This window comes from Caballeronia sp. LZ035, assembly GCF_031451175.1.
In the GTDB taxonomy this organism is placed as follows: domain Bacteria; phylum Pseudomonadota; class Gammaproteobacteria; order Burkholderiales; family Burkholderiaceae; genus Caballeronia.
The window spans coordinates 1,401,342-1,419,770 of the sequence record NZ_JARUXS010000001.1 but is presented as its reverse complement, the minus strand read 5'-3'; the positions used below and the strand labels follow the sequence as shown (position 1 = coordinate 1,419,770).

At 65.6% G+C, this 18,429-nt stretch carries 17 protein-coding genes and 1 tRNA gene; 10 read left to right on the top strand and 8 right to left on the bottom strand.

Annotation, left to right across the window (positions count from 1 at the left end):
- Positions 1–72: 72 nt before the first annotated feature.
- The 3 genes from QCE88_RS06670 to QCE88_RS06660 all read right to left on the bottom strand — a co-directional run bounded on the left by QCE88_RS06670 (position 73) and on the right by QCE88_RS06660 (position 5,771).
- Positions 73–1,098 carry a beta-propeller fold lactonase family protein gene (locus tag QCE88_RS06670; RefSeq protein ID WP_309900306.1) on the bottom strand — a complete coding sequence of 342 codons (1,026 nt, stop codon included), beginning with the start codon at positions 1,096–1,098 and terminating at the stop codon, positions 73–75.
- A gap of 126 nt (positions 1,099–1,224) precedes the next feature.
- The gene (gene hrpA, locus QCE88_RS06665) at positions 1,225–5,043 is read right to left on the bottom strand and encodes an ATP-dependent RNA helicase HrpA (protein ID WP_309900304.1); all 3,819 of its coding nucleotides are present in this window, start codon (positions 5,041–5,043) and stop codon (positions 1,225–1,227) included.
- A complete protein-coding gene (locus tag QCE88_RS06660) occupies positions 4,989–5,771 on the bottom strand; it encodes a hypothetical protein (protein WP_309900302.1) in 783 nt (260 codons plus the stop codon). Before QCE88_RS06660 ends, hrpA begins: the two co-directional genes overlap by 55 nt.
- Positions 5,772–6,565: 794 nt before the next feature.
- Between QCE88_RS06660 and argA the strand changes: the two genes are divergently transcribed.
- The 3 genes from argA to proP all read left to right on the top strand — a co-directional run bounded on the left by argA (position 6,566) and on the right by proP (position 10,461).
- A complete protein-coding gene (gene argA / locus QCE88_RS06655; RefSeq protein ID WP_309900299.1) occupies positions 6,566–7,948 on the top strand; it encodes an amino-acid N-acetyltransferase in 1,383 nt (460 codons plus the stop codon).
- Positions 7,949–8,010: 62 nt separating this feature from the next.
- Positions 8,011–8,283 (top strand): oxidative damage protection protein, encoded by a 273-nt coding sequence (locus tag QCE88_RS06650; RefSeq protein WP_309831527.1) that lies wholly within the window; start codon positions 8,011–8,013, stop codon positions 8,281–8,283.
- Between the two features lie 702 nt (positions 8,284–8,985).
- Positions 8,986–10,461, top strand: a complete 1,476-nt coding sequence (gene proP / locus QCE88_RS06645) for a glycine betaine/L-proline transporter ProP (RefSeq protein ID WP_309900297.1) — start codon at positions 8,986–8,988, stop codon at positions 10,459–10,461.
- Positions 10,462–10,518: 57 nt separating this feature from the next.
- On the opposite strand, the gene QCE88_RS06640 is transcribed toward proP, so the two are convergent.
- A complete protein-coding gene (locus tag QCE88_RS06640) occupies positions 10,519–10,971 on the bottom strand; it encodes a metallophosphoesterase family protein (protein ID WP_309900295.1) in 453 nt (150 codons plus the stop codon).
- Between the two features lie 161 nt (positions 10,972–11,132).
- Between QCE88_RS06640 and QCE88_RS06635 the strand changes: the two genes are divergently transcribed.
- The 4 genes from QCE88_RS06635 to QCE88_RS06620 all read left to right on the top strand — a co-directional run bounded on the left by QCE88_RS06635 (position 11,133) and on the right by QCE88_RS06620 (position 13,421).
- A tRNA-Leu gene (locus tag QCE88_RS06635) sits at positions 11,133–11,217 on the top strand.
- 398 nt (positions 11,218–11,615) lie between these two features.
- Positions 11,616–12,371, top strand: coding sequence for a hypothetical protein (locus QCE88_RS06630; protein WP_309900293.1), 756 nt, complete (start codon positions 11,616–11,618; stop codon positions 12,369–12,371).
- A complete protein-coding gene (locus tag QCE88_RS06625; RefSeq protein WP_309900291.1) occupies positions 12,361–12,801 on the top strand; it encodes a DUF4279 domain-containing protein in 441 nt (146 codons plus the stop codon). Before QCE88_RS06630 ends, QCE88_RS06625 begins: the two co-directional genes overlap by 11 nt.
- 323 nt (positions 12,802–13,124) lie before the next feature.
- Positions 13,125–13,421: a hypothetical protein gene (locus QCE88_RS06620; RefSeq protein WP_309900290.1), complete on the top strand. Its 297-nt coding sequence runs from the start codon at positions 13,125–13,127 to the stop codon at positions 13,419–13,421.
- A 176-nt stretch (positions 13,422–13,597) separates the two neighbouring features.
- On the opposite strand, the gene QCE88_RS06615 is transcribed toward QCE88_RS06620, so the two are convergent.
- Both QCE88_RS06615 and QCE88_RS06610 read right to left on the bottom strand, forming a co-directional pair.
- On the bottom strand, positions 13,598–13,822 hold the full coding sequence (locus tag QCE88_RS06615) for a hypothetical protein (protein ID WP_309900288.1): 225 nt from the start codon (positions 13,820–13,822) through the stop codon (positions 13,598–13,600).
- A 123-nt stretch (positions 13,823–13,945) separates the two neighbouring features.
- Complete coding sequence (locus QCE88_RS06610; protein WP_309900286.1) at positions 13,946–14,248, bottom strand: hypothetical protein; 303 nt, start codon at positions 14,246–14,248, stop codon at positions 13,946–13,948.
- Between the two features lie 238 nt (positions 14,249–14,486).
- Here QCE88_RS06610 and QCE88_RS06605 point away from each other — a divergent pair, with 238 nt between their 5' ends.
- The 3 genes from QCE88_RS06605 to QCE88_RS06595 all read left to right on the top strand — a co-directional run bounded on the left by QCE88_RS06605 (position 14,487) and on the right by QCE88_RS06595 (position 17,035).
- Positions 14,487–14,852: a hypothetical protein gene (locus QCE88_RS06605; RefSeq protein ID WP_309900284.1), complete on the top strand. Its 366-nt coding sequence runs from the start codon at positions 14,487–14,489 to the stop codon at positions 14,850–14,852.
- A 61-nt stretch (positions 14,853–14,913) separates the two neighbouring features.
- On the top strand, positions 14,914–15,714 hold the full coding sequence (locus QCE88_RS06600; RefSeq protein ID WP_309900283.1) for a phosphodiesterase: 801 nt from the start codon (positions 14,914–14,916) through the stop codon (positions 15,712–15,714).
- A 64-nt stretch (positions 15,715–15,778) separates the two neighbouring features.
- The gene (locus QCE88_RS06595; protein ID WP_309900281.1) at positions 15,779–17,035 is read left to right on the top strand and encodes an MFS transporter; all 1,257 of its coding nucleotides are present in this window, start codon (positions 15,779–15,781) and stop codon (positions 17,033–17,035) included.
- A gap of 131 nt (positions 17,036–17,166) precedes the next feature.
- Here QCE88_RS06595 and QCE88_RS06590 read toward each other — a convergent pair whose 3' ends face one another.
- Positions 17,167–17,607, bottom strand: coding sequence for a response regulator (locus tag QCE88_RS06590; protein WP_309900279.1), 441 nt, complete (start codon positions 17,605–17,607; stop codon positions 17,167–17,169).
- 82 nt (positions 17,608–17,689) lie between these two features.
- On the bottom strand, positions 17,690–18,322 hold the full coding sequence (locus QCE88_RS06585) for a response regulator transcription factor (RefSeq protein WP_309900277.1): 633 nt from the start codon (positions 18,320–18,322) through the stop codon (positions 17,690–17,692).
- Positions 18,323–18,429 lie beyond the last annotated feature (107 nt).

Below are 18,429 nucleotides of genomic sequence, written 5' to 3'. Positions count from 1 at the left end.
GGCGGCCCGGCGCGGCGGGCCATTCCTCAATCGTAGTACAGGGCGCGGCAAAGCGCCCTTTCACTCCGCCGCCTACGCCCCGTTCGGCGCGGTGACGGGCGCGCGGTTGTAGAAGTAAATCCCGTGCGGCGAGCGCCCGACCTTGATGGTTTCAATCAGCTTACGGCTCGCCAGGTCGATCACGCCGACATGCTTCGCGAAGCGGAACGTTACCCAGAGATACTTCTTGTCGGCGGAAAGTTCCATGTCGTCCGGGCCGGGCAGCAGTCCGGTGATGTCGCCGACATTCGTGAGCGAGTCCTCGTCGATGATGCTGATCGTGTTCGCCACGCGGTTCGACACCAGTACGTGCTTGCCGTCCACCATCGAACGGAAGTTGTGCGCGCCCTTGCCCGTCGTGATGGTCTTGACGACTTTCTGGTTGCGCCAGTCCACCACGGCCACATAATCCGCGCCCGTCATGCCGACGAGCAGGTATTTGTCGCCCGGCGTGAGCCAGACGCCGGCCGGCACCTTGCCGACCTTCATCTTCCACTTGACCGTCTGCGTCGCCAGGTCGATGGCGGCGATCTCGCCGGACACCTGCAACGAGATGAACGCGGTCGCGCTGTCCTTCGTGAAGGCGATGTGGCTCGGCATGGTCGCGAGCGGCAGGCGCTTTGCCACCGAGAGGTTCTTGCCGTCGAAGTGATAGATGTCCAGGCGGTCGAGGCGCAGGCCCGTCGACACGAACCACTTCTTGTCCGGCGAGAAGCCGATCTGGTACGGATCCTCGATGTCCTGCACCCAGCGCTGGAACGCGCCGGTTTTCGGATCGACGAACATCAGGTTGTTCGACACCGAGTTCGCGACGATCAGCGATGTATTGTCGGGCGTCACCATCAGATGGTGCGGTTCCTTGCCGGTCGGCACCGTGCCGACGACCTGGCGCGTGTTCTCGTCGATGAGACTCAGCGTGGCTTCAGCGGAATTCAGAACGATGACATTGTTGGCGAAGGCGGCGGTGGCGACGAGCGCCGCGCCGGTCGCGAGTACCGCGCGCGCGGCGGCCGCGCGGAAGCGGCCGGACGAGCGGCCAGAACGAAAAAGAGTGCGCATGAAAGATTGGCTTCGGAAGGCAGGCGTCATTGTAGAACGTTTGCCACGGGCGGCACGTTGACCGAACGCGGCTTTTTGCGAGATAAACGGCGCCGCCCGGCACAACGATGTGGGCGAGCGCCAGGCTCAGCGCTGCATCGACTCCCAGACCTTGTGCAGGCGCTTGACGGACACGGGCATCGGGGTACGCAATTCCTGCGCGAACAGCGACACGCGCAACTCCTCCAGCAGCCAGCGATACTCCGCGAGCCGCGCGTCCGCGACGCCGCCGCGCTGCGACACCGCGCGCTGGTAGTGCTGCGCGAGCGGCTGCAAGTCGGCGAACTGGCGCGCGTCGCGGGCGGGCTCGGCCTTGAGCTTGTCGATGCGCAGGGCGATCGCCTTCAGATAGCGCGGGAAATGCGCCAGCTGCGCATAGGGCGTGTCGATCACGAAACGCTTGCCGATCAACGCGGACAGTTGCGCCTGGATGTCGGTGTAAGCCTGCGCGAACGGCTTCGCCTGCGCGAGCTTTTTCGGGAGCGCGGCGTATTCGGTGAGGATCGTGCCGACCAGACGCGCGATCTCCTGCGCCAGCAGCGTGAGGCGCCCTTTCGCGGCGTCGCGGCGGGCGTGGAAGCTGGCGTCGTCGTCGGGCAGCGGGTCTTGCAGGCACGCGCGATCCAGCGCCGTCCCGACAATCTGGTCGCGCAACTCGTCTGCGGTGCCGAGCGCCATGAAATGCAGCGACATCTCGCGCAGGCCCGGCAGGTTCTTCTCCAGATAGCGGATCGGTTCGCGCAGCTGCAACGCGAACAGCCGCCGCAATCCCGCGCGATGAATGCGCGCCGCTTCCTCGGGTGAATCGAACACTTCGACGTCGCAATGCGTGGTGCGATCGACCAGCGCCGGATAGCCGAACAGCGTCTGGCCGCGCCGGCGGATTTCAAGCAGTTCGGGCAACTTGCCGAAGTTCCAGGTGGTCAGGTTTTCGTACAGTGCGGTGCCGGCGCTGGCGCCGACGCCCGCCGCCGGCGTCACCGGCGCGCCGGATTCGCCGGAGAGCGCGTCGAGCGCCTCGCTGGCCGCCGCCGAGGTCAGCTTCTGGAACTGCTGCTGCGCCTGGCCGCCGAGCTCCGCGCGCAGTTGCGCAAGATTGCGGCCCATCGCGAGCTGGCGGCCGTGCTCGTCGATGACCTTGAAGTTCATGAACAGATGCGCCGGCAGCGTCTCGAGCTTGAAGTCCGCGCTCTTCACAGCGACCTGCGTCTCTCCACGGATATCCGCGATCAGCGACTCGACCAGCCCGCCCGCGCCGAACGCAGGTCCGGCATGCCGCTGCGCGAAGCCCGCTGCGTAATCCGGCAGCGGCACGACGTGCCGGCGCAGCTTCTGCGGCAGCGACTTCAGCAGCAGTTGCGCCTTCTCCTTGATCATCCCCGGCACGAGCCACTCGACGCGCCGCGCATCGACCTGATTCAGGCCGTAGAGCGGCACCGCGAGCGTGACGCCGTCGCGCGGCGAGCCCGGCTCGAAGTGATAGGTCAGCGCCATCTCGATGCCCGACATCGTCATGCGCTTCGGGAACAGGTCGGTCGTGACGCCGGCGGCCTCGTGGCGCATCAGGTCGTCGCGCGACAGGAACAGCAGCTTCTCGTTGCCCGGCTTCTTCTGCTCGTCGCGATACCAGCGCTCGAAAGCCGCGCCGGTCCACATGCCTTCCGGCAGCAGCGCATCGTAGAAGGCGTGGATCAGCTCGTCGTCGACCAGCACGTCCTGACGCCGCGACTTGTGTTCGAGCTGCTCGATATCGGCCACCAGCTTGCGGTTGTGCGCGAAGAACGGCAGGCGCGTGTCGAACTCGCCCTCGACGAGCGCGCCGCGAATGAACAGCTCGCGCGCGTATTTCTGATCCTGCTGGCCGAAGCTCACGCGCCGGCGCGCATAGACCGTCAGGCCGTACAGCACCGCGCGCTCGAACGCGACGACCTGCGCGGCCTTCTTTTCCCAGTGAGCGTCCGAGAGCGATTTCTTCAACAGATGCCCGCCGACGATTTCCAGCCATTCCGGCTCGATCTTCGCGATGGTGCGCGCGTACAGCCGGCTCGTCTCGACGAGTTCGCCCGCCATCACCCAGCGCCCTGCTTTCTTGAGCAGCGCCGAACCCGGCCACAGATGGAACTTGATGCCGCGCGCGCCGAGATAATGCGGTTCGTCGTCGGCCTTCAGGCCTACGTTGCCGAGCAGGCCGGTCAGCAGCGACAGATGCACTTGTTCGAAAGTCGCGTCCGATTCGTTCAGACGCCAGCCGTGTTCGCGCACAACCGTGAGCAGTTGCGAATGCACGTCGCGCCATTCGCGCAGCCGCAGGTGCGACAGGAACACGGCACGGCAGGCATCGGTGAGCTGGCGGTTCGACTTCTTGTGCGCGACCGCTTCCTCGAACCACTTCCAGATGCGCGTCCATTGCAGGAATTCGGAACGCTCGTCGACGAACTGGCGGTGCGCCTGATCCGCCTGTTCCTGCGCCTCGATGGGCCGGTCGCGCGGATCCTGCACCGACAGCGCCGACGCGATGATCAGCACCTCCTTCAGCGCGTGGTGATCGCGCGCGGCGAGGATCATCCGGCCGACGCGCGGATCGAGCGGCAGGCGCGCCAGCTCGCGGCCGAGCGGCGTGAGCGCGTTGTCGTCATCGACGGCGCCGAGTTCGTTCAGCAGCTGATAGCCGTCGGCGATCGCGCGGCCCGGCGGCGGCTCGATAAACGGGAAGGTTTCGATCGCCGTCAGATGCAGCGACTTCATCCGCAGGATGACCGCCGCGAGCGACGAGCGCAGGATCTCGGGATCGGTGAAGCGCGGGCGCATCTGGAAGTCGGCTTCGTCGTAGAGACGGATGCACACGCCGTCCGCGACGCGGCCGCACCGCCCGGCGCGCTGGTTCGCCGCCGCCTGCGACACCGGCTCGATCTGCAACTGCTCCACCTTGTTGCGATACGAATAGCGCTTCACACGCGCCATCCCGGTATCGACCACGTAGCGGATGCCCGGCACCGTCAGCGAGGTCTCGGCGACGTTGGTCGCGAGCACGATGCGCCGCGCGTTCGACGGCCGGAACACCCGCTCCTGCTCCTGCGCCGAGAGCCGCGCGAACAGCGGCAGGATTTCGGTGTGCGGCGGATGATGCTTTCTCAAGGCCTCGGCGGCATCGCGAATTTCGCGCTCGCCGGGGAGGAACACGAGCACGTCGCCGGAGCCGACGCGACAGAGTTCGTCGACGGCATCGACGATGGCTTCCATCAGGTCGCGGTCGCTCTTGCGGTCGTTGCGCTCGCCGCGCTTCGGCAAGGTGCCCTGCGCGGACTTCACCGCGACGCTGTCTTCCTCGATCGGCCGATAGCGCACTTCCACCGGATACAGACGGCCGCTGACCTCGATCACCGGCGCCGGATGCTCGTCGCTGCCGAAGTGGCGCGCGAAGCGTTGGGCGTCGATGGTCGCGGACGTGACGATCAGCTTCAGGTCCGGGCGCTTCGGCAGGATCTCTTTCAGATAGCCGAGCAGGAAGTCGATGTTGAGACTGCGTTCGTGCGCCTCGTCGATGATGATCGTGTCGTAGGCGGTGAGCAGCGGATCGGTTTGCGTTTCGGCGAGCAGGATGCCGTCAGTCATCAGCTTGACGGAGGCGCCGGGCGCGAGATTGTCCGTGAAGCGCACCTTGTAGCCGACCACTTGGCCGAACGGCGTGCCCAGTTCCTCGGCGATGCGCCGTCCGGTCGCGGATGCCGCGATCCGGCGCGGCTGCGTATGACCGATCAGGCCGCTGCCGCCCGCGCCCAGCCCGCGCCCGAGCGCGAGGCAGATCTTGGGCAGCTGCGTGGTCTTGCCGGAGCCGGTTTCGCCGCTGACGATCACGACCTGATGCCCGGCGATCGCCCGGGCGATTTCCTCGCGCCGGCCGGACACGGGTAAAGCTTCCGGGAAGGTGATGGGCGGGACGGGGTTGGGGGTGATGACGCGTGGCGGCCGGGGGGGACGGGGGGCGCGGGGTTCGCGTGGGTCGCCGGCTGCGCGCGTCGCGCGTGCCTGACGTGGTTCGCGTGGCGCAGCGCCTTCGCGTGGTTCGTCAGCCTGAAGCGCCTTGTGCGGTTCTGCGGCTTCGAGTGGTTCGCGGGTTTGACGCGGGTCGCGCGGGTCGGCACCTTCGCGAGCTTGACGCGGCCCGCGCGATTCCGCAGCTTCGCGGGATTCGCGTGCTTGACGTGGTTCGCGCTGTTCGGCAGCGTTGCGCAATTCGCGAGCTTGACGCGGCTCACGCGGGTCGGCGCCTTCGCGGGCTTCGTGTGCTGGACGCGACTCGCGTGTTTCGACGCCTTCGCGCGATTCGCGTGGTTCGGCGGCTGCGCGGAATTCGCGAGCTTGTCGCGGTTCGCGTGTTTCGGCGCCTTTGCGCGATTCGCGAGCTTGTTGCGCTTCGCGCGATCCGGCGGTTTCGAGCGGTTTGCGGCTGTGACGCGGGTCGGCAGTTTCGCGGGTTTCGTGTGCTTGACGCGACTCGCGTGGTTCAGCGCCTTCGCGGGATTCGCGAGCTTGACGCGGCTCACGTGATCCGGCGCCCTCGAGCGGTTCGCGGGTTTGACGCGGGTCGCGCGGTTCGGCGCCTTCGCGGGATTCGCGAGCTTGACGCGGCTCACGGGGTTCGGCGATTGAACCGGAGTCGCGGAAAGGACGAGCTTGACGCGCCTCTCTCGAGTTAGCGCCTTCACCTTCGCCCGTGTGGCGGGTGCGGCGCTGTTCACCGACCCGACCGGCTTCCGCCGAAGACACCGCGCCCCGGCGTTCGCCGCGCGGCGCAACAGACTTCGTCTCACCAAGCCGACCGGTTTCCGGCCGGTCGGTCCTTGCTGCGGGCGGTTGCGGCGCATGCGGCGTGCGCTCACCGCTATCCCGCTGCGCTTCTTCGCGTCCGGGCCGCGGCGGCCGCGTCGCTTGCGATTCGCGCGCGCGTTCAGCCGGCGCCGGCGCAGGCTGCCGCTGCGAAGCGTCTCCGGAATGTACAGGTCGTGACATCGGCGCGGTTTGCGCCTGCATCGATTGACGCGGCGTCCGCGCCACTTGCGCTTTCGGCGAATCCTGCGTGGCCTGTGAACGAACGCCCGCCACCACCGACGCCTGCTTCTGCGCCCCCGTGCCGACCGCCTCACGCGGCGCGTTCCCGCGCTCCGTTCCCTTCTGTGCTTGCGCGCCCGCCGTACCCGCAAAACGCCGCGCGGCCAGTTCCTTCTTGCTCAGCGTCGTGGCATCGCCGGATGGGTCGGGCGCCTCCTGCGCGTCGCGCCGCAGGCTTTCCCGCAGTTGCCGCAACTGCGCCAGGGGATCGGTGGAGGAGTCGGCGGACCGGGACGTGTCTGCCTGCTTGGGACTTGAAGGGCGCGCGGGACGCGAGGGACGAGAAACATTCGACATAGCGTCGCATTATAATCCCGGGATGAATTCTCAAACCGACCTCACGATGACTCCTCAAGCGGCATCGCCACTGGCCGCGGCCGAGCCGGAAGCGCCCGACCCCCATGCCCAGTTCGTCGACTGGATGCGCTCCGTCGCGCCGTATATCCATGCGTTCCGGAACAAGACGTTCGTCGTGGCGTTCGGCGGGGAACTGGTCCAGGAAGGACGCCTGAATGCGCTCGTGCAGGACGTCGGCCTGCTTCACGCCATGGGCATCCACGTCGTGCTGGTGCACGGCTCGCGGCCGCAGCTCGACGAACAGCTGAGTCTGCACGGCGTCGAATCGTCGTTCTCGCACGGCCTGCGCATCACCGACGCCCGCGCCCTCGAATCCGCCAAGGAAGCCGCCGGCGAAGTGCGCCTCGACATCGAGGCCGCCATTAGCCAGGGCCTGCCCAACACGCCGATGGCGCACGCGCACATCAGCGTCGTGTCGGGCAACTTCGTGACGGCGCGGCCGGTCGGCATTCTCGACGGCGTCGATTTTCAGCACACCGGCGTCGTGCGCAAGATCGACGGCGATTCCGTGCGCCAGTCGCTCGCCAGCAACAAGCTCGTGCTGCTCTCGCCGCTCGGGTTCTCGCCCACCGGCGAAGCCTTCAACCTGTCGATGGAAGACGTCGCCTCGGCCGCTGCCATCGCGTTGCGCGCCGACAAGATCATCTTCGTCACGGAGATCCCCGGTCTCGCCGACACGGAAGGCGAGCTGGTGCGCGAAATGTCGCTCGACGACGCCTACCGCCTGCAGGAAAGCGGCGAGTTGCAGGGCGACACCGCGTTCTATCTGAAGCATACGATTCGCGCGTGCCGCGGCGGCGTGGCGCGCGGCCACATCATTCCGTACGCGCTCGACGGCAGCGTGCTGCTCGAACTGTTCCTGCACGACGGCGTCGGCACGATGATCTCGTACGAGAATCTCGAGAGCCTGCGCGAGGCCACGCCGGACGACGTCGGCGGCATTCTCACGCTGATCGAACCGCTCGAGTCCGACGGCACGCTGGTGCGCCGCGGCCGCCACCAGATCGAACGCGACATCGACCATTTCTCGGTCATCGAGCACGATGGCGTGCTGTTCGGCTGCGCGGCGCTGTATCCCTATACGCAGGAGCGCATCGGCGAGATGGCCTGCCTGACGGTCGCGCCCGAAGCGCAAGGCTCCGGCGACGGCGAACGGCTCCTGAAACGCATCGAGCAGCGCGCCCGCGCGCGCGGTCTCACCCGCATTTTTGTCCTGACCACCCGTACCGAGCACTGGTTCCTGAAGCGCGGCTTCGTCAAGGTCACCGTCGATGATCTGCCGGAAGACCGCCGCCGCCTCTACAACTGGCAGCGCAAGTCGCTCGTGCTGATGAAACAGCTTTAAAGAACCGTTTTCGAGAGGGCCGAGACGGCGCCTCTCCCCCCGATACAGAGGAGAAACACACAATGGCCCGAATGATTCAATGCGCGAAGCTCGGCAAGGAAGCCGAAGGACTGGACTTCCCGCCGCTGCCGGGCGAACTCGGCAAGCGCATCTACGAAACGGTGTCTAAGGAAGCCTGGCAGGGCTGGCTCAAGCAGCAGACGATGCTCATCAATGAAAATCGCCTGAACATGGCCGATCCGCGCGCGCGCCAGTACCTGATCAAGCAGACGGAGAAATACTTCTTCGGCGAAGGCGCCGATACCGCGTCCGGCTACGTGCCGCCGCAAGGCTGAACTTCCACCTCATCCGTTCGAAGAAAACCGGCCGTGGGCCGGTTTTTTATTGCCCGCGCGAGCCGTGAGATTGATCCAGACGGTACACCGTGGAGCATCGCCCCAACCCGCCGCTATCCCAGACGGGATAAGGGATTGAGGGTCTCCCGGAGCGTCCGCTCGACGGGTCGGTTTGCAGATCGTCTGTCATCGTGATATCATCTCCTTCTTATCAACAGCAATTCACCATCATTCACGCAGCGTAGTTCAGTGTCACATTTGTCGATCTCAACGCGTGAGTGACTGTTTTCATACAAAGAGGCGCGTCGGTTTTTAAGCTGCTTTTGCCAGATGGACCAGATGGTTCAGCAAAACACGCCGGCCTTTTTCGTCTCAAGCTGTTTTTTCGCCGACGTCGCGGCCCACCCGCGGTAACCCAGGCTCTCTGTCAGGGTTGACCGTCCGCACGTCAAACTCGTTGGTTACATCCGAGTGCAATTTCGCGACCCACCGCGATGCGCCGGCACCGCGTTTGCTATCTCAATCTCAGCGTCTGCTTCATTCGACGCTGCGCGGAGCCATTGGCGATCGTTTTCCCGCTGCCTTGCATGGCGGCGCCGTCGCGAAACTGCACTCTCCCGGCAATTCGCGCCGTCGATGCTTCGATGGCGCGCCCGAGCCACTCTCCGGAGTGTTCGGGATCGAATACGGAGTCTTCGAAACATGTCTTCCCATCACGAGGGCCTTTGGCGCACCAGCGATTCATCGAGCCAGAAATCCGACCTCACCCTCGACGACATCACGATCGTCGACCAGTCCCTGCTCAAGCGTGCCGTCGGCGCCATGGCCATCGGTAACGCGATGGAGTGGTTCGACTTCGGCGTGTACAGCTATATCGCCGTGACGCTCGGCAAGGTGTTCTTCCCGTCGAGCAGTCCGGCCGCGCAGCTGCTCGCGACCTTCGGCACGTTCGCGGCCGCGTTCCTGGTGCGGCCGATCGGCGGCATGGTGTTCGGCCCGCTCGGCGACCGCATCGGCCGCAAGCGCGTGCTCGCGATGACGATGATCATGATGGCCCTCGGCACGTTTGCGATCGGCCTGATCCCGAGCTATGACAGCATCGGCGTGCTGGCGCCGGTGTTGCTGCTGGTCGCGCGCCTGGTGCAGGGTTTTTCGACGGGCGGCGAGTACGGCGGCGCGGCGACCTTCATCGCCGAGTTTTCGCCGGACAAGAAGCGCGGCTTCATGGCGAGCTTCCTCGAGTTCGGCACGCTGGTGGGCTATGTGCTCGGCGCGGGCGTCGTGGCGGTGCTGACGGCGGTGATGTCGGAGCACGCGCTGCTGTCGTGGGGCTGGCGCATTCCGTTCATGATCGCGGGACCGCTCGGTCTGATCGGCCTGTACATCCGGATGAAGCTGGAAGAGACCCCGGCGTTCCAGCGTGAAGCCGAAAAGGCGGAAGCGGTTTCGCACGAGACCACCAAGCAGCAGTTCCGCGAGACGCTGGTCCAGCAATGGCGCCCCCTGCTGCAATGCGTGGGCCTCGTGCTGATCTTCAACGTTACCGACTACATGGCGCTTTCCTATCTGCCGAGCTATCTGTCCGCGACGCTCAAGTTCAACGAGACGCATGGCCTGTTCATCGTGCTGGTCGTGATGGTGCTGATGATGCCGCTGACGCTGTTGTTCGGCCGTCTCTCCGATGTCGTGGGCCGCAAGCCGGTGATGCTGGCGGGCTGTGTCGGCTTGCTGCTGCTGTCGATCCCGGCGCTCACGCTGATCCGCATGGGCACGATTCCGTCGATCTTCACCGGCATGATGACTCTCGGCGCGCTGCTCTCGACCTTCACGGGCGTGATGCCGTCGTCGCTGCCGGCGCTGTTCCCGACGAAGATCCGCTATGGCGCGCTTGCCATCGGCTTCAATGTCTCGGTGTCGCTGTTCGGCGGCACGACGCCGCTCGTCACGGCATGGCTCGTCGACAAGACCGGCATGCTGATGATGCCCGCGTACTATCTGATGGGCGCGTCGGTGATCGGCATTGTGTCGGTGATCGCGCTGCATGAATCGGCGAAGAAGCCGTTGAAGGGCTCGCCGCCGGCCGTCGCCTCGCACTCGGAAGCGCATGCGATCCTGCGCGGTCATCGCGAAGCGGGCGAAATGGACGATACATTCCCGGAAGGCACGGTGCGCGCCTGATCGCGGTTGCCGTGGCATGAGTTGTCGAAGGCCGATGCTTCACGCATCGGCCTTTTTCTATGGCGTGAGCATCACGATGCGCGCGTCGAGCGTTCCGGTGTCGAGGTCGAGCAGTGCGAGCGTGATCGGCAGCTTGAAGCGGCGCGGTCCCGCGCTGCCGGGATTCACAAAGAGCGTGGCGCCGCGCCGCTCGATCAGCGGCTTGTGCGAATGTCCGGTGACGACCACGTCGGTGCCCGCGAGCTGCGTCGGTATGTCGGCGATGTCGTGCACGACGTGGATCGACACGCCGCCGAGTTCGACGCGCGCATGCTCCGGCAGATGGGCCAGGTCCGCGCCCGTGTCGTTGTTGCCGCGCACGACGGTCAGCGGCGCGAGCGGCGCCAGGCTGTCGAGCACGTCGCGCCGGCAGATGTCGCCGGCATGGATGATGTGCGCGCAGCCGCGCAGGGCTTCGAGCGCTTCGGGACGCACGAGGTTGTGGGTATCGGAGATCAGGCCGATGCGCATGGTGCTCCCCTGATGTCGACGTCTTTCGGGCGCCGCGGGCTGATGGTGCGGTCGGGTTGCATGACCGGTGCCGCCGATTATGCGTGACGGTGAAACCCCTGTCGAACCGCGTGCGCGGGTTTTGGCCGATGCAGGCGCAATGGTAGAATCGCGTCCGCCCTGCCGGGGTGATGAAATTGGTAAACATAGCGGACTTAAAATCCGCCGCCTAACGGCTTGCCGGTTCAAGTCCGGTCCCCGGTACCAGGCAGATTCCAGGCGACACTCAGAGATGACCAGAGACCCCGACAGCGAAGCGCTCTCGGGGTTTTTTGTTATCCACACGGGCATTTTGAAAAGGCGCCTTCGGAACCATTCGGGCATTTCCGATGATGCCCCCGGATTTGTGCCTTCGACAGTCTCCTCATGCTCTTGCCGACACGCCTGCACGCAACGCAGCGGCGCGCAAAAAGACCTGCCGCCTGACCAACGCTGACAGCATGCATCTCGAATTCCCGCCGGCGAGCGGAAAGTACTGGCACATGAAGTACCGCTTCGGGGCGACTGCGTCAGAGTGCGCGCGCGCTGTATGATCCTCGCCCATGCGGGTGAGCGGCGTGATATTTCGCCATGCTACTCATGCGCCCTCACAGCAGGAGACACGCTTGAGTCAGGAAGTCAAAGTATTCAACGCGGGGATCATCGTGCAGCGCCGTCGTGACGTGCTCTACATGAACAGCGACGACGAGGCGCGCGCCGCCGCACAGGCGCGCACGTTCCTGGCCGATTCGATGACCTGGTCGAACGATCGCCGCTTGCTGAGCGAGTTGGGCGAGTTGATCGGCGTGAAAGATGAGGGCGCGGAGCGTCTTCGAAAGATCAAGCGCGCAATTGAAACAGGCGAGTTGGTGACCGTTCCGGATGTTCCGGTGCGCACGACGAATTTCATCCAAAGGGGCGGCGACGATGCGCGGCCTGCGCCGAAGTCACGGGAGGCTGTCGCGGCACTGCCGCTCTTCAAGCCCGCAATCGAGGCGGCGGCCAGCGTCAGATCGTTCAAGTCTCCCATAGGGCCGCCGCGGCTACCGTGGCCGCGTAACGACTTTTTCGAAATCATGGCAGCCAATCCTGGCGACAGGCTGCCTGATGGCACCATTGCGACAGCACTCGAGACTGAGCCATTTGTGTACGTGCCGCACACGCTCAGCGAAGAAGCAATGGAGTTGGCGGCCAAGACGAACAATCCGGACCACGCCGCGAAGATGCTCGGATACGACCGTAAAACGTTCGGCGACATGGTCCACGCATTAAAACCTGCGAATGGACTACGGCCGAACGACAATCTGGTTTTCTACGACGATGGCAGCGTGGAATTCAAGAAGCAGATTCTCGACGACAACATCCACAACTATGCGCCCTGAAAACGATCTCGCGGACAAGCCGCACCCCCTCGCTCACGCGACGCTGATTGTCTCCGGATCGGGCGTCGTGCCTGAATTCTGGACGACTTTTTTCGGCGTCGAGCCTACGTGGACAGTCACCAAAGGTAAGCCATTCAAAACGCCGTCCGGGCGTATGAATCCGCGTCTCGGAAAGCTTGGCCTCTGGGCGTTCGGCAGCAAACCTCATGTCACCTCCGACCACCTCGCGCCGCACCTGATTTTCCTTCAAAGCCGCCTCTCGCTGCCGCGCAGGGACGCGCGCGCGTTAGCGGAAGCACAAGGCGCCACGATCGCGTTGTGGTGCTACTGGTGCAACCATTCCGGCGACCGGGTTCCGGACATTCCGCCCTTCGCGCACGAGATGATGGAAGCGATGGGAGGCATGATCGAGATTGACGAATATCGATAGTGGAGCGGTGGGACGGCGGAGGCTTGTTTGCACGCCGCCTCTTTATAGCCGGAGGAGCTTGATGCAGCGGCCATGTCACATACGTTCGCGCCGTGTAGTCGAGAAATCCGACGCGGGCGGGTCGTACCTCAAGATTTCTCAACACGCTCCCGGCGCTCGCCGCACCTCGACAGCTTTCACGAATATCACGACTGAAATGGCAACAAACGATGCGCAGTTCGCTTACGCCAGCTTCACCATTTCCGGCGATGGTGCGAATCCAGCCTTCTGGACGAACTTATTTTCAGCAACAGCCTGACTTTGCGAGAAAGAAGGGAGAGCGAATGCGTCCGCCTGCGGGGAAGCTGTATGCGGAACGACCGACTGGCGTCTGGGGCGTGCGAACCAAGGGACGCGTGCGAAGTGATTTGCTTGCGCCGCACCTGTGGTATCTGACAACCTCACTTGAGTTACCGCGCCGTGATCTGCCCAAATTGCTGGCGCAAGCGCACGCGAAAATGCGTTTCTTCTGCTATTGGGTCAACGAATCAGGCAACTGCATCCCGGACATTCCGGAGCCGATTCGCGCCATGATGGAGGGGATGGGCGGGACCATCGAGATTCACGAGTACCGGTGGTAAGCGGCGCATCGGTTCTTTCCGCCTGCCGGCCTTTTGATCGGGATCGAAACGTCATCGCCGAGGCGCCCGGACGGCGGAGACAACAAGCGCGAACAAGGCGGCGTGGGGTTCGTAAACCGCTGAAAAACACAACACAGCACGCAGCGTTCGCGAAACGAGCCACCGCGCAGCCCATTTCACACGGCGTTGAGCAGCCGCTCCGCATCCCTCACGGCATCGAACAGCGCTTCGATCGGCGTATCGCGATTGAACACGCACAGGTGCTCGATATCGAACGGCAGCGCCTCCACGCCGATGAACCGCACCGTCCCGCTGAACGATGCGCGCGCCTTGCCGCGCCGTACCGAAGCAATGTAGTTCGGCGTGACATACAGCGCCATTGGCAGGGTCAGGGACGTCATGGCGGCCTCCGCGGCTCGGTAATGCCGGCCGGCATCCGGACGACGAGGCCAGTCTAGCGACGACCACGCGGTAGACGCACCCCGCATCACGCAGGGACGCGCACCCCGCTTTCGCCCGCCTCCCTACACCGAATGTCCCAGCACGCGCGCCACATAGTGACGGCCCCACGCCTCGCCATGCGCAATGGCCTCGGCGACGGTCTCGAACGGACCATGGTCGCCGGTCATCTCGCCGGACTCGTCGGCCACGCGGCTGCCGTGGACCGGTTGCCGGTCGAGGCGCGTGACGCGCACGCGGATCGCATAGCCTTCGGACGGCGCCGCGTCGGCTTCGGCGTCCGCGCCGTCGAGGCTCGGGCTCGGGCGCAGCCGCGGCACGGTCTGCAGGGCGAGCAAGTAATCGCCCACTTCGATGTCCTTTTCCATGACGATCGTCTCCATCGTTAGAAACGCGGTCCAGGCGCGCCCGATACGCACCGGAAGCACCCCGTGCCGATTGTGCTACCGCAGCGCGCGACAAGACAAGCTAGCCGATCGGCCAGGGGCGCGCCCCGCCGCGATGCACTACAGTAATGCACGGCCGCGCGCATGTTATAAAGCTCCGCCCCGACTCTCATCACGCCCGAACGCCGCTGGCGGCGCCAGGCATCGACCGGATTCACCGATGAATCGCATGTCCTCCCTGCTGTTGCTGCTCGCCCTTCCGCTCGTCACGCTCGCCGGCTGCACGTCTTATTACAAGAACGTCGAAGCCTGCAAGGGGAAGATGATCGCGGACTATCCCGACGCCGCCAGCGCGCCGCTCAAGATCACCGGCTCGAACGCCGCTTATCATGGATCGCGGGTGATCGTGCACGCGACCATCGACGACCGCAACCCGCCGCCCGCCGCCAGCAAGACCAAAAAGGTCACGAAGTACGCCGCGGCCGAATGCACGTTCAGCGAGCAATCGATGACGAACTTCCAGTGGCTGTTGCCCGCGAAGCTCGCGCCCAAGCCGCCGTCCGACGACGACGCCGACACCGAGTAAGCTCACCGCACAACCCCGCCCGGCCCGCCGCGCCGCGCGGCCGCATCGAGGAGATCGAGCCATGCTGCTAGCCCAGATCACCGATCTGCACATCACGCCGCCTGGCACGCTCGCCTATGGTCAGGTCGATACGACCGCCTGTCTGGTCCGCGCCATCGACGCCCTCAATGCGCTCGACCCGCACCCCGATGCCGTGCTCATCACCGGCGATCTCGTCGATGCGGGCGGTCTCGACGAATACCGGCACTTGCGCACGCTGCTCGACCGCCTGGCCATGCCGTGGTATCCGATGGCCGGCAATCACGACGCGCGCGACAATCTGCGCGCCGTCTTCGGCGACCGTCTGCCGCAAGCCGATCCCGCTGGCTTCATTCACTACGCCTTCGATGTCGGCGAGGTACGCGTGATCGCGCTCGATACCCTCGATCCCGGCCACGGTTCCGGACGGCTGTGCCCCGCCCGCCTGGCCTGGCTCGACGCGCAACTCGACGCGTGCCCGGAGCGGCCCGTGCTGATCGGCATGCATCATCCGCCGTTCGCCTGCGGCATCGAGTTCATGGACGAGATCCGGCTCGCGCCCGACGACAGCCGCGCGCTCGACGCGCTGCTGCGCCGCCATCCGAACGTGGAACGCATCGTGTGCGGTCATGTGCATCGTGCGATCAGCGCGCGCTTCGGCGGCACGCTGGCCTGGTGCGCGCCGTCCACGGCGCATCAGGTCGCGCTGCAACTGAAGCACGGCGCGCCTGAGGCGTTCGTCATGGAGCCGCCCGCCTTCGGACTGCACCTCTGGCGCAAGGAGACGGGACTCGTCACGCATTGCATGAGCGTCGATCAGGGCGGCGGGCCGCAGCCGTTCTAGCCGCGGCGAGCGGCATGCGCGGGGCTTCAGTATCATCGGCGACTGGCTTCCCGCACCCGCCGACATGTCGACTTCGCCACCGCATCCTCACGATTCACCGTATTCGCGCGCCACGCTGTGGCTGCTCGCGACCATCGCCGGCGTCTCGGTCGCCAACATCTACTTCAACCAGCCGCTGCTCGACGACTTCCGTGCCACCTTCCCGCACAGCGCGTGGCTGATCGGCGCGGTACCGGCCGCAACCCAGCTCGGCTATGCGCTCGGCATGCTCGTGCTCGCGCCGCTCGGCGACCGCTTCGACCGGCGCCTGCTGATCCTGCTGCAACTCGCGGCGCTCGGCCTCTCGCTCGTGGTCGCGTGCTTCGCGGGCACGCTTGCCGTGCTCATCGCGGCGAGCCTCGCGATCGGCGTGGCATCGACCATCGCGCAACAGGCCGTGCCGTTCGCCGCCGAACTCGCGCCCGCCGCCGAACGCGGCCACGCAGTCGGCACCGTGATGAGCGGCCTCTTGCTCGGCATTCTGCTCGCGCGCACGGTGTCCGGCTTCGTCGCGCAGTATTTCGGCTGGCGCGCGGTGTTCGGGGCGTCGGTGTTCGCGTGCGTCGCGCTGGCGGGCGTCGTGATCGCACGCCTGCCGCGCAGCCGTCCCACCTCCACGCTCTCCTACAGCAAGCTGCTCGGCTCGATGTGGCATCTGACGCGCGAGAGCCCCGCGCTGCGCGAAGCGGCGCTCACGGGCGGCGCGCTGTTCGCCGCGTTCAGCATGTTCTGGTCCGTGCTCACGCTCCTGCTGGCGGGCGAGCCGTTCCACATGGGACCGCAGGCGGCCGGGCTGTTCGGCATTGTCGGCGCGGCGGGCGCGCTTGCTGCGCCGCTTGCGGGCAAGTCGGCCGACCGGCGCGGGCCGCGCGCCGTGATTTCGCTGTGCATCGTGCTGACCGCGCTGTCGTTCGTCGTATTTGCATTGTCGGGACGCAGCATCAGCGGGCTCGTGATCGGCGTGATCGTGCTCGATGTCGGCGTGCAGGCCGCGCAGATCTCGAACCAGTCGCGCATCTACGCGCTCAGGCCCGAAGCGCGCAGCCGGGTCAACACGGTCTACATGGTGGCGTATTTCATCGGCGGGTCGCTGGGTTCGGCGCTCGCATCGCTCGCCTGGCATGCGCTGGGCTGGACCGGCGTCTGCGTCGCCGGACTCGCGGCCACCGGGCTCGCGGGGCTGAGTCACTGGCGCAGGGGCGGGCGCACGCCGCAGGGTCAGGGGGAAACGCCAGAAGGGGAAGCGCCGAAGCGTCAGAGGGAAACGCCGCAGGGTGAGTAGTAAATGCCGGAGGATCAGAGGGAAGCGTCGAAGCGTCAGCGGGAAACGCCGCAGGGTCGAGCCGAAACGCCGGCGGGTTAGTTTGAAACGCCGGAAGGTCAAGCGGAGCAGCGCCCGCAATGAGCATCGTTTCAGCCGCGTTCGCGTGCGTAGTCGTGCAGCGCGTCGAGCACGCGATCGAATTCGAGTGATTTGTCGAAGAAGCGATGCACGCCGTATTGCCGGCATCGTTCGCGATAGGCGGGCAGCGCGTGATTGGTCAGCACCGCGACGAAGGCCTCCTGCAGATAACCCGCGCCGGCCTGCCCGAGCCACGCGAGCACGTCGATGCCGGAGCCGCGCTTCAGTTGCAGGTCGACGATCACCGCGTCGAAGCGCCGCGCCGACAGCAGCGCGATGGCGTCTTCGGGCGCATCGGCGCAGGCGGCCACGCGCCACGGTCCGAGCGCGTCGATCGCCTCGGTGAGGCTGCGGCGGATCAGCGGCGAGTCCTCGATCAGCAGCACGGCGAGCGGCGTCTGATGCGGCGCTGCGTGCCGTGCCCGGTCGTCGGTGGTGATGTGATTGCCCACGTCGGGCGTCCTCCGGCTGATGCGCGCTGCACTCGGGGCGCGGGGCGCGCGATTGCTTCGCGCTGCGCTTGATGCAGCGCCGCTATTCGATCAGGCCGTTCTTGATCGCGTAATACGTGAGGTCGGCGTTGTTTGCCAGCCGCATTTTTTCCAGCACTCGCGCCCGATAGGTGCTCACGGTCTTGACCGAGAGATGCAGCTCCTGCGCGATTTCCGTCGGAATCTGCCCGCCCGCGAGCTTGCAGAAAATCTGGAATTCGCGCTCCGACAGCAATTCGTGCGGCCGTTCGGCGGCGGGCTTGTCGAGCTTGTCGGCCAGCGCGTCGGCGATGAACTCCGACAGATAACGATGCCCGCGCGCCACCGTGCGAATTGCCCGGACGATCTCGTCGGGCGCGGCGTCCTTGTTCAGATAACCGTTCGCGCCCGCCTTGAGCAGGTTGATCGCGTACTGGCTCTCCGGATAGCCCGACAGCATCAGCACGCCCTGCTCCGGCCGGATCTGCTTGATGACGCGCAAGGTATCCACGCCGTTCTTGTCGGGCATCGCGATGTCGAGCAGGACGACATCGAAGGTTTGCGCGCGTACAAGCGCAATGGCCTCGTCGCCGCTCGCCGCCTCGGCGGCCACTTCCATGTCGGGCTCGTCCGCGACGAACTGGCGAAAACCGCTGCGGACGATTGCGTGGTCGTCGGCTATCAGGACTCGAATCATGCGCGCCATCCGTGCTGCCGGACGCTCTATGTGAAGGTGGAAGCTCATTGTACGCAGGCGCGACGCCGGACACCGCGCGGGACAAGCCGTCCGGCGCAGCATCCAGC